This window comes from Ensifer adhaerens, assembly GCF_000697965.2.
GTDB classification, from domain to species: domain Bacteria; phylum Pseudomonadota; class Alphaproteobacteria; order Rhizobiales; family Rhizobiaceae; genus Ensifer; species Ensifer adhaerens.
This window is the reverse complement of sequence record NZ_CP015880.1, coordinates 2,800,001-2,814,300: the sequence shown is the minus strand read 5'-3', so window position 1 is coordinate 2,814,300 and position 14,300 is coordinate 2,800,001. Positions and strand designations below refer to the sequence as shown.

Genomic DNA, 14,300 nt, shown 5'->3' with positions numbered 1-14,300 from the left:
CGGCCCCGAGCCGGTGTGCTCACATCTGCAACCCGAGGAACTTGAACGGTTCGGCCTGCTTGAAGTCGCCGGTCGCGTCGCCCGAATAGGTGTGATCCTGGTTTTCGCCGAGATCGAGCTTCATCACCTTGCCGGTCTCCTTGGTAAAATCGATCTTCTTCAGGTCGACCCAGAAGGTGTTCGGGGTCAGCGCCGACTCGAAGAAATAGAGCTTGCGCTTGTGATCGACCACGGTGCGCCAGCGGGTCGAGGAAATGTTCGGTTCCTCCGGCGTGTTGAGCCCATAGGGAACCGAGACATTGCGAATGACGCTGAAGACGCTGGCCAGCGCACGGTCGGGGTTCTCGTCCTTCGGAATGGCGTTGACGTAGAACGAGGCGCGCGCGAAACGATCGGCCGCGCGGTTCGTGCCCGGCAGCATCACGGTGCCGCCGATCTGCTTCCAGTAGGCGTTCAGGGCCAGTTGCTGGTCGAAGACAGGCGAATTGGTCATCACCTGATACGGGCGACCGTGATGGATCACCTGCTTGCCGCCGATATACTCGACGATTGCGCTGTCGCCGGTCTTGTCCGAGATCGAAAGGTGCAGCGTCGTCAGCCGGTTCTCACCCGGTACGTTGTCGGTGACGATCGTGAACGGTTCTTTCTCAAGCGCCTTCACCGCGTCCTCGACAGTGGCGAAGCTGTCGAGCACATATTGCGCCCAGGCGGCGATCGTCAGGCCCGGCTTCGATTTATCGTTGAAGTCAGGGTACTCGGATTCGACCAGCCACAGGAGATTGGCATTGAGGCCGGCCTCGTTGACGCCGTCGGTGGTCGAGACATCATAGCCGGTGGCCACGACGCTTCCATACTTCGCCGTCCATTTGAACGAGTTCGGCCCTGCCTGACCGTTGCGCTCGATGCCGCGCGGCAGGACCCAGAGGTTGGTCGCGACGTCGCTCTTCCAGTCCATCGATCGGGCAGTGATGATATTGTCATCGGGGCCGAGATAGACGAGGCGGGTGCAGGCTTCCGCCGTCGTCTGACCGAGCATGAGAAGGGCGGCAAGCGCGGATGTGACCGATCGGACGGCCGGCTTTACGATGAACGTCATACCATTCTCCTTCGCGGGCAAAGCGTATGCTGGGTATCCGCCAGTCGGTCCTTGAGCGTTGAAGCAGGCCCAGGTTCTAAAACAACATGGAAAACCCGATCACCGGGCCGTGCTGGCTCACGTCCCAGCGGAACTTGTTCGCGCCCGTGAAGTCGTCGCTTTCGTAATCCTGATAGAGCAACCGGTACCCGGCGCGCAAAATTGTCGGCTGGCCAAGCATTTCGGTTCGGTATCCGAGATAGGCCTGGGCGTTGACGCTGAGCTTTGAGCCGACATCGAAGCCGCCGACATCGGCCTCGGCGACGAGGTTCCAGCGCTCGCTGAGATCGGCGTTGAGCCGCAGGCCGACGAAGGGGTCGGTCCAGTCGGCGCTCTTGCTCGTGTTGAAGCCGGCCACGGACACGTCCGCCTCGAGCTTCGTCCAGCGCAGACCGATCGTCGGCTCGATCGACAGCGTCCGGGGCTTGCCGAAGACGGTGTTGCCGCCGAGTTCCTGCTCATAGACCTGATAGAACGCGCCGAAGGCCAGCGTCGTCATCTTGATGTCGAGGCCGATCTCATGGCTGAGCAGCTCCTCATCCTGGCTGGTACGGACGTATTGGCCGTCGAAATAGACACCCCATTGGCCGTTGGTCAGCTCGATGTTGCCCATCAGCGCCAGGTCGAGATGGTCGAGCGTGTCTTTGAAGGGCACGTCGACATCGGTGTCGAAGCCCGCAAGCGATGCGTCCCCCTTGAGGCTCGCCGCCCAGACATAGGGGCTGACGATCACCGTCCAGTCGCCTTGCGGCGCCATGCGTGCCTGGTCGAAATCGGCGGCGTTCGACGGTGTCGAACACAAGAGCGTCACGGAAAGCGCGACGGCACAGCGGGCCATCATTCGTGCGGTTGCGGGTATGCGATGTGCTTGCATGTCTGCCCCCTCAAGCGTCCGTTGGCAGCCTAGCCGGCGCTGCCGCAATTTCAAGTGGCGCAAACCGCGACCGCGCACGTTTCCCCACCGTGCGTATGGAGCCTTATTCCTGCCGCCCTGCCATTGCGCGCAGGCCCCTGATCCGCTAAGAGACGCCGCGACTTTCCGCTCCCCGTAGCGGTGACTGCCGATGTGCGAGAAGTCTCCCAAGCTTTTTGACCGTCGGGCGCCGGCGGGGGCTTTCCTGTCACGCGCGCAAGCGCGCGCAATTTGGGTACCGGTAGAGGCACATGGCACGCATCGTGATGAAATTCGGCGGGACGTCCGTCGCTGATTTGGAACGCATCCACAATGTTGCCCGCCATGTGAAACGCGAGGTCGATGCCGGCCACGAAGTTGCCGTCGTCGTTTCCGCGATGTCCGGCAAGACCAATGAGCTGGTCGGCTGGGTGCAGAACATGCCGAAGGCAACCGGCGCCAACTCGCCCTTCTACGATGCGCGCGAATACGACGCGATCGTCGCGTCCGGCGAACAGGTGACCTCCGGTCTTCTCGCCATCGCGCTGCAGTCGATGGGCATCAACGCCCGCTCGTGGCAGGGCTGGCAGGTCCCGATCCGCACCGACAACGCCCACGGCGCTGCCCGCATTCTTGACATCGACGGTGCCGAGCTCATCCGCCGCATGGGCGAGGGCCAGGTCGCCGTCATCGCCGGCTTCCAGGGGCTTGGGCCCGACAACCGCGTCGCCACGCTCGGCCGCGGCGGCTCCGACACCTCGGCGGTTGCGATCGCCGCCGGCGTCAAGGCCGACCGTTGCGACATCTACACCGACGTCGATGGCGTCTACACCACCGACCCGCGCATCGAGCCGAAGGCGCGGCGTCTGAAGAAGATCGCGTTCGAGGAAATGCTGGAAATGGCATCGCTCGGCGCCAAGGTGCTGCAGGTGCGCTCGGTGGAGCTTGCCATGGTGCACAAGGTCCGCACCTTCGTGCGTTCGTCTTTCGAAGATCCCGATGCGCCGGGCATGGGTGACCTTCTCAATCCGCCCGGTACGCTGATTTGTGATGAGGATGAGATCGTGGAACAGGAAGTCGTAACCGGCATTGCCTATGCCAAGGATGAAGCCCAGATTTCGCTGCGCCGTCTCGCCGACCGGCCGGGCGTCTCCGCCGCGATTTTCGGCCCGCTGGCTGAAGCCCATATCAACGTCGATATGATTGTCCAGAACATCTCCGAGGACGGTTCGAAAACCGACATGACCTTCACGGTTCCCTCCGGCGATGTCGACAAGGCACTGAAGGTGCTCGGCGACAACAAGGACAAGATCGGTTACGACGTTGTCCAGTCCGAAGCCGGCCTCGTCAAGGTGTCGGTCATCGGTATCGGCATGCGCAGCCACGCCGGTGTTGCAGCGTCGGCCTTCCGTGCGCTTGCCGACAAGGGCATCAACATCAAGGCGATCACCACTTCCGAGATCAAGATTTCGATCCTGATCGATGGACCCTATGCGGAATTGGCGGTTCGCACTTTGCATTCCGCTTACGGTCTCGATAAGAGTTAATCGACAGACGACCGATTTGGGATTCGCGGCGACTTGGCCGCGCATCCCCTTTGCTGCCGTCCCCTCTATTTCGGGAGACCCCACGCGATGAGAGACCTTTCCGCAGGTCCGCGCGTTCTCCTCAAGCGGTTGCGCGAGTTGATGGCGGAACCGCTGGAGCCGCAGGAGCGCCTTGACCGTATCGTGCGCCAGATCGCGCAGAATATGGTCGCGGAAGTGTGTTCGGTCTACGTGCTGCGCTCCGACGGCGTGCTCGAACTCTATGCGACCGAAGGTCTGAACAAGGCCGCCGTTCACCTGGCGCAGTTGAAGATGGGGCAGGGCCTCGTCGGTACCATCGCCGCTTCGGCCCGGCCGCTCAATCTGTCCGACGCCCAGTCTCACCCGGCCTTTACCTACCTGCCGGAGACCGGCGAAGAGATCTATCATTCCTTCCTCGGCGTGCCGATCCTGCGCACAGGGCGCGCGCTCGGCGTTCTCGTCGTCCAGAACAAGGCGATGCGCAACTATCGCGAGGACGAGGTCGAGGCGCTCGAAACGACCGCCATGGTTCTCGCCGAGATGGTGGCAACCGGCGAGCTCAAGAAGATCACCAAGCCAGGGCTCGAACTCGATCTCTCGCGTCCCGTCTCGATCGACGGCAACAGCTACGGCGAAGGCATCGGCCTTGGCTATGTCGTCCTGCACGAACCAAGGATCGTCGTCACCAATCTTCTCAACGAGGATACCGACCAGGAGTTGCAGCGGCTTGCAGAGGCGCTCGGGTCGCTGCGGATCTCGATCGACGACATGCTGTCGCGCCGCGAGGTGTCGATGGAGGGCGAGCATCGGGCAGTGCTCGAGACCTACCGCATGTTCGCGCATGACCGCGGCTGGGTGCGCAAGCTCGAAGAAGCGATCCGCAACGGCCTGACGGCGGAAGCCGCCGTCGAGCGTGTGCAGAGCGAAACCAAAGCGCGCATGATCCGCCTGACGGACCCTTATCTGCGCGAGCGCATGCATGATTTTGACGATCTCGCCAACCGCTTGCTGCGCCAGCTCTCGGGCTACGGCGCCAAGCTTTCGGCGAGCGACTTCCCGAACGATGCGGTGATCGTCGCGCGCGCCATGGGCGCTGCCGAGCTGCTCGACTATCCGCGCGAAAATGTGCGCGGCCTGGTGCTCGAAGAGGGTGCCGTCACCAGCCACGTGGTGATCGTTGCCCGCGCCATGGGCATTCCTGTGATCGGCCAGGCGACCGGTGCCGTGGCGCTTGCGGAAAACCGCGACGCGATCATCATCGATGGCGATGACGCCAAGGTGCATCTGCGGCCGCTCGCCGACCTGCAGCGCGCCTATGAGGAAAAGGTTCGCTTCCGGGCGCGGCGTCAGGCACAGTTCCGCGCGCTGAAGGACGTCGAACCGCTGACCCGGGACGGCACGCGTATCACGTTGCAGATGAATGCCGGCCTATTGGTCGACCTTCCGCATCTGAACGAGGCGGGTGCCGAAGGCATCGGCCTCTTCCGCACCGAACTCCAGTTCATGATCGCCTCGACCATGCCGAAGGCGGAGGAACAGGAAGCCTTCTACCGCAGCGTGCTGAAGCAGACGGGCGGCAAGCCCGTAACCTTCCGCACACTCGATATTGGCGGCGACAAGGTGGTTCCCTATTTCCGCGCTGCGGAAGAGGAAAACCCGGCGCTCGGCTGGCGCGCCATCCGGCTTTCGCTCGACCGGCCGGGTCTGCTGCGCACCCAGCTCCGCGCGATGCTGCGGGCGGCGGCCGGTGCCGAGCTCAAGCTGATGCTGCCGATGGTCACCGAGGTCTCCGAACTCAGGATCGCGCGCGACCTCCTGCAGAAGGAAATCGAGCGGCAGTCGAAGCTCGGCGAACAGTTGCCGCGCAAGCTGCAATTCGGCGCCATGCTGGAAGTGCCGGCGCTGCTCTGGCAGCTCGACGAGCTGATGACCGAGGTGGACTTCGTCTCGGTCGGCTCCAACGACCTCTTCCAGTTCGCGATGGCCGTCGACCGCGGCAATGCCCGCGTGTCCGATCGTTTCGACGTGCTCGGGCGCCCGTTCCTCAGGATCCTGCGTGATATCGTGCGCGCCGGCGACCGGCACGATACGCCGGTGACGCTCTGCGGCGAGATGGCGAGCAAGCCGCTCTCGGCCATGGCGCTGCTGGGTCTTGGCTTCCGTTCGGTGTCGATGTCGCCGACGGCCGTCGGACCGATCAAGGCGATGCTTCTGGCGCTTGACGCGTCCAAGCTCGGCGCACTGCTCAACGCTGCACTGGACGACACGCGAGATCAGACGCCCGTTCGCCAGATGCTGGTGGATTTCGCCGCGGAAAACGGCATTCCGGTTTAGATTGAAGTGACGCGTCGCAACCCTCGTCCGGAGCTGATCCGGCCGGGGCGAGACGCATTGGAGTGAGACTTGGCAAAGCTTCCCGTTGAAAAGATGCGCGAACTGGAACGGCGGTTCGGTGAAATCGAGGCGCGCATGTCCGCCGGCCCGGCCGCGGACGTCTACGTCAAGCTCGCCTCGGAGTATTCCGAACTGCAGCCGGTGGTGACGAAGATCCGCGCCTACGAAAAGGCGACGGCGGAGCTTGCCGACATCATCGCCATGCTCGCCGACAAATCGACCGACCGCGAGATGCGTGATCTCGCCGAAATGGAAAAGCCCGAGGTCGTCGAGGCGATCGAACAGCTGGAACAGGAGATCCAGATCCTGCTCCTGCCGAAGGATGCGGCCGACGAAAAGAGCGCGATCCTTGAAATCCGCGCCGGAACCGGTGGTTCCGAGGCGGCGCTGTTTGCCGGCGACCTGTTCCGGATGTACGAGCGTTATGCGGCGGGCAAGGGGTGGAAGGTCGAAGTGCTGTCGTCGAGCGAAGGCGAAGCCGGCGGTTTCAAGGAAATCATCGCTACAGTTTCCGGGCGCGGCGTGTTCGCGCGGCTGAAGTTCGAGTCTGGTGTGCACCGCGTACAGCGCGTGCCGGAGACGGAGGCGAGCGGTCGCATTCACACCTCGGCGGCAACCGTCGCAGTGCTGCCCGAGGCCGAAGACATCGATATCGAGATCCGGCCCGAGGATATCCGCATCGACACGATGCGCTCGTCGGGCGCCGGCGGACAGCACGTCAACACGACGGACTCGGCCGTGCGCATCACCCACCTGCCGACCGGGCTCGTCGTCACCAGCTCGGAAAAGTCGCAGCACCAGAACCGTGCGAAAGCGATGCAGGTGCTGCGCTCGCGCCTCTACGACATGGAGCGCCAGCGCGCCGACAGCGAACGCTCGGCCGACCGCAAGAGCCAGGTGGGATCGGGCGATCGCTCCGAACGCATCCGCACCTACAATTTCCCGCAGGGACGCCTTACCGACCACCGCATCAACCTGACGCTCTACAAGCTCGACCGGATGATGATGGGCGAGATCGACGAAGTCGTCGATGCGCTGCTTGCCGACTACCAGGCGAGCCAGCTGGCGCAGCTCGGCGAGCAGCGGGGCTAAGAGATGGCCGAGACGCTCGCGAGTCTGGTTGCCGAAAGTCGCGATCGCCTGCAGGCGGGTGGCATCGAGCATGCGGCGCTCGACGTCCGGCACCTGATCTCGGGCCTGCTCGACCTGTCGCTGAGCGCGGTCGTGTCGCGGGGCAGGGACCCGGTTTCGGATGAGGATGCCCAGCGGATCCGGGCGGCGGTTGCGCGCCGGCTGGCGCGCGAGCCGGTCTATCGCATCCTCGGTGAACGCGAGTTTTTCGGTCTGCCGCTGAGGCTGTCGAAGGAAACCCTGGAGCCGCGCCCGGACACCGAGACCTTGGTCGACCGCATGATCCCCTATCTGCGCGCGGTGGTCGCGCGAAAGGGAGGTTGCGAGATCATGGATCTCGGGACCGGCACGGGCGCGATTTGTCTCGCGCTTCTGTCTGAGGTTCTTGAAGCCAGGGGCACGGCTACCGATATATCCGGAGACGCGCTGGCAACGGCGACGGCAAATGCCGTCGCTCTCGGACTTGCGGATCGCTTTCGGCCGTTGCTCAGCAACTGGTACGAAAAGGTGGACGGTCGTTACGACGTTATCGTCTCAAATCCGCCGTATATCCGGTCCAGTGTGGTTGAAGAGCTTGAGCCGGAGGTGAGACTTCACGACCCGGCCGCAGCGCTTGATGGCGGAGAAGATGGGCTAGATGCCTATCGCGCCATCGCTTCTCAAGCTGGTCATCATCTTGAGACAAACGGCGTGATAGGCTTGGAAATCGGTTTCGACCAGAAAGAGGCGGTAACGGCGTTGTTTTACGCCGAAAAATTCCGTCTGCGTGAAGAGGCGAAGGATCTCGGCGGCAATGACCGCGTCCTGATCTTCGAACGCGACACAAACCGTTGAAAAAATGCTGCACTGGCGCATCTTCTTTCTTGCAGAGGCAAAGAAAGGGCTTGGAATCCCAGAGGAAGCGGGCTAGTTTGCCCGCGCACTGGGCAGAAGGTCATGGACCTAAGATTCGTTCCGGTATGACCTGGCCACGGGGATTGCTCTCAAGAAAGAGTTGCTAGGGTTCAACACGTGCCTTGTGCGGGTACCTGTTAATTTGACGTCAGTCGGCGCCGAAGCCGCCATTGTGCGAGCGCAACGGTGCGTGCTCTGTCGGGCGGATCCGGCCGGAAGACGAAACCACATGATCATCATTATCAAGAGAATTCGGGTGAATGTACTATGAGGCCAGGACAGCAAAACAAGCGCGGCCGCGGGCGAAATAACAACAACAATAACAACAACAATGGAAGCAACAACAATCACAACCGCAAGGGCTCGAATCCGCTGACGCGGACCTACGACAGCTCCGGTCCGGATGTGAAGATTCGCGGTACGGCCCAGCACATCGCCGAGAAGTACTCTGCACTTGCGCGCGACGCCCAGAGCTCCGGCGACCGGGTCATGGCGGAAAATTACCTGCAGCACGCCGAACACTACAACCGCATCATTGCTGCCGCGCAGGCGCAGATGCAGGATCGTTTCCAGCGTGACGACCGTCAGGACTTCCGCGGCCACGACGCAGCCGACCAGGACCAGGACGATCTGGATCAGGGCTACGCCGACGACATGCCGGCTTCGGGTGCCGCAGCCGTAACGCCTGTTGCCGAGCCGCAGCCCGTTGTCATCGACGGTACCGGCCCGCAGCCGGTGATCGAAGGCACGCCGGCCGAAGTTGCGATGGAAGAAGAAGCTCCTGCCGCTTCCGGCCGTGCCGCAACGCGCCGCCGCAACGCGCCGCGTCCGCGCCGTCCCCGCCGCAGCGCCCAGGAAGGTGCTGCCGACGAGGCTCAGCCGTCAGGCGATGACGCTCCGGAAGCGCCGGCTCTGGCTGCTTCCGAGTAAGCGAAGTCGCTTTAGTCAGCCTGCCCGGTGCAGGCATCAAAAACCCGGCCCATCGCGGCCGGGTTTTTCTTTGCACGGCAAACGCTGATCAGCCAGTTGCACTGGTCAGCTTTTGGCACTGTCGATGATGAGTGCAGTTAGGTTGCTGCTCGCAGCGGTCTCGTTTGTGCGCCCGCGGATCAGTTCGCGGCCGATCGCCTCGGCCGCGCCGGCGATACCCGTGCATCGAAGCCTCAGATCGTCCTCGGGGACTTCCGAGAAAGGAGAGAGGGCTGCCTTGATCATGGCGACGTAATCGTCAGCCTGCTGTTGCTGCGTGGCGATCATGTCCGCATTGCCGCGCAGCGCGCCGGAGATCGCCTGCCATTCCTCGCCGCTTTCGACAGCACAGTTGATGTAGACGGAACTGATGATATCGGCGACCGCTTCGAGCCGATTTAATGCACCCTTCAGCGCGACCTTCAGTTTTTCCGTGTGCCGGTCTTCGATTTCCTGGGAGAGCGCGATCAAGAGCCCCTCGCGCGTGCCGAAATGTTCATAGGCGATCGGCTTGCTGACGCCAGCGCTTTCGGCGAGATGGCCAAGCGTCAGGGCGTCGGCGCCCCGTTCGCGCAGGATCTCCCTGGCGGTCTCGAGCAGCTGGGCGCGCCGCTCGGGCTTCGCAAGCTTTCGGCCTTTCGTCCGGCTCATCGATCACAATCCTCTATTCGCGTCGGCCCATGCCTCTTGAAAGTGGTATTCGGCATCTTACTTACCAATAGTAAGTTACTAATGGTAAGTTCGGTAGGTGCCGCTTACCTCTCGTTTAGGAGATAGGAAGATGTCGAGCAAGTTTCTGCCCGTTTTGATTGTCGGTGGTTCCGGTGTCGTCGGGTCGCAGGCCGCAAGGATCATTCGTCGTCTGCACCCGACGCTGCCGATCGCGATCGGTGGCCGCGATCTTGGCAGGGCCGAGGCGGTCGCACGTGAGGTTGGCGGCGCGGTCGGGGTCAGCGTCGACCTCAGTCGCCCGGATCTCGGCCTTGGCGATGCGCCCCGCTTCAGCGCCGTCGTCATCTTCCTGAAAGACGAAAAGCTGAGTTCGATGCGTTACGCCCAGCGCCACGGCATTCCCTATATCAGCCTATCGAGCGGCACCTTCGAGGTCGGTCCGGAGATGGCGCAGTATATCCACGCGCCGGACAGTGCGCCGATCCTGCTCGCCAGCCACTGGCTCGCCGGCGCCGCGATCTTCCCGATCCTCGACTTTGCCAAAGCCTATGAGGCGATCGACACGATCCGCATCGGCGTCTTGCTCGACGAAGAGGACATGGGTGGGCCGGCAGCACTTGCGGATTACAACCGCATCACCGGCCTTGCGCCCGCCGCTTTGACCGTCGCGGATGGCAAGTTCCACTGGGCCGGCGGCGAGGATTCCAAGGCGCGCTTCAGAAGCGTTGACGGCGTCGAACTCGAAGCGACCGCCTATTCGCCCTTCGACGTCATGGCGCTTTCGGCCCGTACCAACGCCAGCGATATCCGCCTGGATCTTGCCTATAGCGTGTCCGCGAGCAGGCGGCGCGGCGAACCGTTCTCGACGGAGATCGCCATCGATATCAAGGGCCGCGACAAACACGGCGAACTGGTCGACCGTCGCTATGAGATCGTGCACCCTCAGGGCCAGGCCCCACTGACGGCGCTTGGCGTCGCCCTTGCGGTCGAGCGCATGCTCGGCCTTGAAGGAGGGGCCGCCCCGACGCCGGGCCTCTATCTGCCGGAGGTCCTGATCGAGCCGGCCTACTATGTGCGGCGGATGAAGGAATTCGGCGCGTCCTTCGCCGAGCGGACCCCCGCGGCATAGACGATCCCGCGGCCGCGTTACCCTTTCGGTGCGCGGCCGCCTCGTGGTTGCAGATTTCCGTCTCACGAGCGCCGGGAGGCTCTTTAATTTCCAAAATCGCTGCCCCATATTCGCTTCGGACGCGTTGATCCGACGCAAAGCGGGGATCGCGCCACTGACAGGCTTGCCGAATGCGGGAGCCTGATCCTGAAACACCGACGGGTGCCATGATGGGCCTGCCGGGCTATGGAGGTAGAGTATGAACATCGAAAAATATTCCGAGCGCGTGCGCGGTTTTCTGCAGTCGGCGCAGACCTACGCGCTGGCGCAAGGACACCAGCAGTTCACGCCGGAGCATGTGCTGAAGGTACTGCTCGATGACGACCAGGGCATGGCCGCCTCGCTGATCGAGCGGGCCGGTGGTGATGCCCGCGAAGCGCGCGCCGGCAATGACGTAGCGCTTGCAAAGCTTCCCAAGGTTTCCGGCGGCAACGGTTCCGTCTATCTGTCGCAGCCGCTTGCGCGGGTGTTTTCGAGCGCCGAAGACGCAGCCAAGAAGGCTGGCGACAGCTTCGTCACCGTCGAGCGCCTGTTGCTGGCGCTGGCGATCGAAAGCTCTGCGGCCACTGCTGACATCCTGAAGAAGGCCGGCGTCACGCCGACCAAGCTCAATCAGGTGATCAACGACATCCGCAAGGGCCGCACCGCCGACAGCGCCACTGCCGAACAGGGCTTCGACAGCCTGAAGAAATACGCGCGCGACCTGACGGCCGACGCGCGAGAAGGCAAGCTCGACCCGGTCATCGGCCGCGACGACGAGATCCGCCGCACCATCCAGGTGCTGTCGCGCCGCACCAAGAACAATCCGGTTCTGATCGGTGAGCCCGGCGTCGGCAAGACCGCGATCGCCGAGGGCCTGGCACTGCGCATCGTCAATGGTGACGTGCCGGAAAGCCTCAAGGACAAGCGGCTGATGGCGCTCGACCTGGGCGCGCTGATTGCCGGTGCGAAGTTCCGCGGCGAGTTCGAGGAGCGGCTGAAGGCCGTGCTCAACGAGGTGCAGGCCGAAAACGGCGAGATCATCCTGTTCATCGACGAGATGCACACGCTGGTCGGGGCCGGCAAGGCCGATGGCGCCATGGACGCCTCCAACCTGTTGAAGCCGGCGCTTGCGCGCGGCGAACTGCATTGCGTTGGCGCGACCACGCTCGACGAGTACCGCAAGCATGTCGAAAAGGACGCGGCCCTTGCCCGTCGCTTCCAGCCGGTCATGGTCGAGGAGCCGACGGTCGAAGACACGATCTCGATCCTGCGCGGTCTGAAGGAAAAGTACGAGCAGCACCACAAGGTCCGGATTTCGGATTCGGCGCTGGTTGCCGCCGCGACCCTTTCGAACCGCTACATCACCGACCGGTTCCTGCCGGACAAGGCGATCGACCTGATGGACGAAGCCGCCTCGCGGCTGCGGATGCAGGTGGATTCCAAGCCCGAGGAGCTCGACGAGCTCGATCGTCGCATCATCCAGCTGAAGATCGAGCGCGAGGCCCTGAAGAAGGAAACCGATGTCTCGTCGAAGGATCGGCTCGAGAAGCTCGAACTTGATCTTGCTTCGCTCGAAGAGCAGGCATCCGCGCTGACGGCCCGCTGGCAGGCGGAAAAGCAGAAGCTCGGGCGTGCCGCCGATCTCAAGAAGCAGCTCGACGAAGCCCGCAACGAACTGGCGATCGTCCAGCGCAAGGGCGAGTTCCAGCGTGCCGGCGAACTGACCTACGGTGTCATTCCGAAGCTCGAAAAGGAGCTCTCGGACGCCGAAAGCCAGGAGAACGCCAATGCCAACCCGATGGTGCAGGAGGTCGTGACCCCCGACAACATCGCGCATGTCGTTTCGCGCTGGACGGGCATTCCGGTCGACAAGATGCTGGAAGGCGAACGCGACAAGCTGCTTCGCATGGAAGACGAATTGGCGAAGTGGGTTGTCGGCCAGGGTGACGCCGTGCAGGCAGTTTCCCGTGCCGTCCGGCGTGCCCGTGCGGGTCTCCAGGATCCGAACCGGCCGATCGGCTCGTTCATCTTCCTGGGCCCGACCGGCGTCGGCAAGACGGAGCTGACCAAGGCGCTTGCCCGGTTCCTCTTCGACGACGAGACCGCGTTGCTGCGTGTCGACATGTCGGAATATATGGAGAAGCACTCCGTCGCCAGGCTGATCGGTGCGCCTCCGGGCTATGTCGGCTATGAGGAAGGCGGTGCGTTGACCGAAGCCGTTCGGCGCCGGCCCTATCAGGTCGTGCTGTTCGATGAGATCGAGAAGGCGCATCCGGATGTCTTCAACGTGCTGCTGCAGGTGCTCGACGACGGCCGCCTGACCGATGGTCAGGGTCGCACTGTCGACTTCCGCAACACGATGATCATCATGACCTCCAACCTCGGCGCGGAGTATCTGGTTGGGCTTGGCGAAAATGAGGACAGTGATGCGGTTCGCGACCAGGTGATGGAGGTGGTGAAGTCCGCCTTCCGGCCGGAGTTCCTGAACCGCGTCGACGAGATCATCCTGTTCCACCGGCTGCGTCGGTCGGAGATGGGGGCGATCGTCGATATCCAGCTCGAAAGGCTGCGCAAGCTGCTTGCCGAGCGCAAGATCACGCTGGAACTCGACGACGATGCCCGCGCGTTCCTGGCCGACAAGGGCTACGACCCGGCCTATGGTGCCCGTCCGCTGAAGCGGGCGATCCAGAAGTTCGTGCAGGATCCGCTCGCCGAGAAGATCCTGCAGGGCGAGTTCCCTGATGGTTCGACCGTCAAGGTGCTTTCGGGCTCGGACCGCCTCAACTTCAAGCGCGGGGCGGGGCCGGACAAGGAAGCCGCCTAAGTCCGGCAGCGCACAAATCAAGAGGCCGCCCTTCGGGGCGGCCTTTCTGTTTGTGCCGATTTTCGAGCAGGGGAGGGGAGCGGTTAGTTGCTCGCGACCTCTGCGCCCGTGCCGTCCTTGTTCAGCAATTCGTCGATGCGGTCGCGTTCCTTCTCGAACTTCGCCAGCGCGTCGCCCGAAAGCGACTTGCCGCCGGGCAGTCGGATGCGCAAGGGGTCGACCTTGTTGCCGTTGACGATCAGCTCGTAGTGCAGGTGCGGTCCGGTCGAAAGGCCGGTCGTTCCGACCCAGCCGATCACCTGGCCCTGGACGACCTTGTTGCCCACCTTGACGTTTTTGGCGATCGCGCTCTGGTGGTTGTAGGAGGACACGTAGCCGTTGGCATGGCGGATCAGCGTCTGATTGCCATAGCCGCCGGAATCCCAGCCGGCCTTTTCGACGACACCGCCGCCGGCGGCGATGATCGGTGTGCCGCGCGGGGCTGCCCAGTCGACGCCGGTGTGCATGCGCGAGAAACCGAGGATCGGGTGCCGGCGCATGCCGAAGCCCGAACGGAAATGGCCATTCGGCACGGGATTGCGCAGCAGGAACTGGCGGATGCTTTTGCCGTCCTGGTCGAAATAGTCGATCGTGTTGTCGCTCGGATCCTGGAACCGGTAGAAGGCGGTAAC

At 63.2% G+C, this 14,300-nt stretch carries 11 protein-coding genes (1 of these 11 cut by a window edge); 7 read left to right on the top strand and 4 right to left on the bottom strand.

Annotation, left to right across the window (positions count from 1 at the left end; genetic code table 11):
- Positions 1-19 precede the first annotated feature (19 nt).
- Positions 20-1,036, bottom strand: a complete 1,017-nt coding sequence (locus tag FA04_RS13625) for a linear amide C-N hydrolase (protein WP_226020909.1) — start codon at positions 1,034-1,036, stop codon at positions 20-22.
- A gap of 136 nt (positions 1,037-1,172) precedes the next feature.
- On the bottom strand, positions 1,173-1,973 hold the full coding sequence (locus tag FA04_RS13620; protein WP_034797868.1) for a hypothetical protein: 801 nt from the start codon (positions 1,971-1,973) through the stop codon (positions 1,173-1,175).
- A gap of 326 nt (positions 1,974-2,299) precedes the next feature.
- Between FA04_RS13620 and FA04_RS13615 the strand changes: the two genes are divergently transcribed.
- The 5 genes from FA04_RS13615 to FA04_RS13595 all read left to right on the top strand — a co-directional run bounded on the left by FA04_RS13615 (position 2,300) and on the right by FA04_RS13595 (position 8,944).
- The gene (locus tag FA04_RS13615; RefSeq protein WP_034797696.1) at positions 2,300-3,574 is read left to right on the top strand and encodes an aspartate kinase; all 1,275 of its coding nucleotides are present in this window, start codon (positions 2,300-2,302) and stop codon (positions 3,572-3,574) included.
- 87 nt (positions 3,575-3,661) lie between these two features.
- Complete coding sequence (gene ptsP / locus FA04_RS13610; protein WP_034797694.1) at positions 3,662-5,929, top strand: phosphoenolpyruvate--protein phosphotransferase; 2,268 nt, start codon at positions 3,662-3,664, stop codon at positions 5,927-5,929.
- 69 nt (positions 5,930-5,998) lie between these two features.
- Positions 5,999-7,081: a peptide chain release factor 1 gene (prfA, locus tag FA04_RS13605; protein WP_034797692.1), complete on the top strand. Its 1,083-nt coding sequence runs from the start codon at positions 5,999-6,001 to the stop codon at positions 7,079-7,081.
- A gap of 3 nt (positions 7,082-7,084) precedes the next feature.
- Complete coding sequence (gene prmC / locus FA04_RS13600; protein WP_034797690.1) at positions 7,085-7,954, top strand: peptide chain release factor N(5)-glutamine methyltransferase; 870 nt, start codon at positions 7,085-7,087, stop codon at positions 7,952-7,954.
- A 327-nt stretch (positions 7,955-8,281) separates the two neighbouring features.
- Entirely contained in the window at positions 8,282-8,944 is a 663-nt protein-coding gene (locus tag FA04_RS13595; protein WP_034797687.1) for a DUF4167 domain-containing protein, read from the top strand.
- A 105-nt stretch (positions 8,945-9,049) separates the two neighbouring features.
- Here FA04_RS13595 and FA04_RS13590 read toward each other — a convergent pair whose 3' ends face one another.
- Complete coding sequence (locus FA04_RS13590; RefSeq protein WP_034797685.1) at positions 9,050-9,634, bottom strand: TetR/AcrR family transcriptional regulator; 585 nt, start codon at positions 9,632-9,634, stop codon at positions 9,050-9,052.
- 130 nt (positions 9,635-9,764) lie between these two features.
- Here FA04_RS13590 and FA04_RS13585 point away from each other — a divergent pair, with 130 nt between their 5' ends.
- Both FA04_RS13585 and clpB read left to right on the top strand, forming a co-directional pair.
- Positions 9,765-10,784, top strand: coding sequence for a hypothetical protein (locus FA04_RS13585; protein ID WP_034797683.1), 1,020 nt, complete (start codon positions 9,765-9,767; stop codon positions 10,782-10,784).
- A 238-nt stretch (positions 10,785-11,022) separates the two neighbouring features.
- Positions 11,023-13,629, top strand: coding sequence for an ATP-dependent chaperone ClpB (gene clpB / locus FA04_RS13580; RefSeq protein WP_034797681.1), 2,607 nt, complete (start codon positions 11,023-11,025; stop codon positions 13,627-13,629).
- Positions 13,630-13,712: 83 nt separating this feature from the next.
- Here clpB and FA04_RS13575 read toward each other — a convergent pair whose 3' ends face one another.
- Positions 13,713-14,300, bottom strand: the end of a protein-coding gene (locus FA04_RS13575) for a M23 family metallopeptidase (RefSeq protein WP_034797679.1). 1,380 nt of this gene lie beyond the right edge of the window; 588 of the gene's 1,968 nt are visible here — the last part of the coding sequence; the start codon falls outside the window, past its right edge — the gene reads right to left on this strand; the stop codon is at positions 13,713-13,715.

What these genes read in the sequence shown, in the direction of transcription:
- FA04_RS13625 (WP_226020909.1), bottom strand. Translation starts at nt 1,036, where the DNA reads ATGCTCGGTCAGACGACGGCGGAAGCCTGCACCCGCCTCGTCTATCTC.
- FA04_RS13620 (WP_034797868.1), bottom strand. Translation starts at nt 1,973, where the DNA reads ATGGCCCGCTGTGCCGTCGCGCTTTCCGTGACGCTCTTGTGTTCGACA.
- FA04_RS13615 (WP_034797696.1), top strand. Translation starts at nt 2,300, where the DNA reads ATGGCACGCATCGTGATGAAATTCGGCGGGACGTCCGTCGCTGATTTG.
- ptsP (WP_034797694.1), top strand. Translation starts at nt 3,662, where the DNA reads ATGAGAGACCTTTCCGCAGGTCCGCGCGTTCTCCTCAAGCGGTTGCGC.
- prmC (WP_034797690.1), top strand. Translation starts at nt 7,085, where the DNA reads ATGGCCGAGACGCTCGCGAGTCTGGTTGCCGAAAGTCGCGATCGCCTG.
- FA04_RS13595 (WP_034797687.1), top strand. Translation starts at nt 8,282, where the DNA reads ATGAGGCCAGGACAGCAAAACAAGCGCGGCCGCGGGCGAAATAACAAC.
- FA04_RS13590 (WP_034797685.1), bottom strand. Translation starts at nt 9,634, where the DNA reads ATGAGCCGGACGAAAGGCCGAAAGCTTGCGAAGCCCGAGCGGCGCGCC.
- FA04_RS13585 (WP_034797683.1), top strand. Translation starts at nt 9,765, where the DNA reads ATGTCGAGCAAGTTTCTGCCCGTTTTGATTGTCGGTGGTTCCGGTGTC.
- clpB (WP_034797681.1), top strand. Translation starts at nt 11,023, where the DNA reads ATGAACATCGAAAAATATTCCGAGCGCGTGCGCGGTTTTCTGCAGTCG.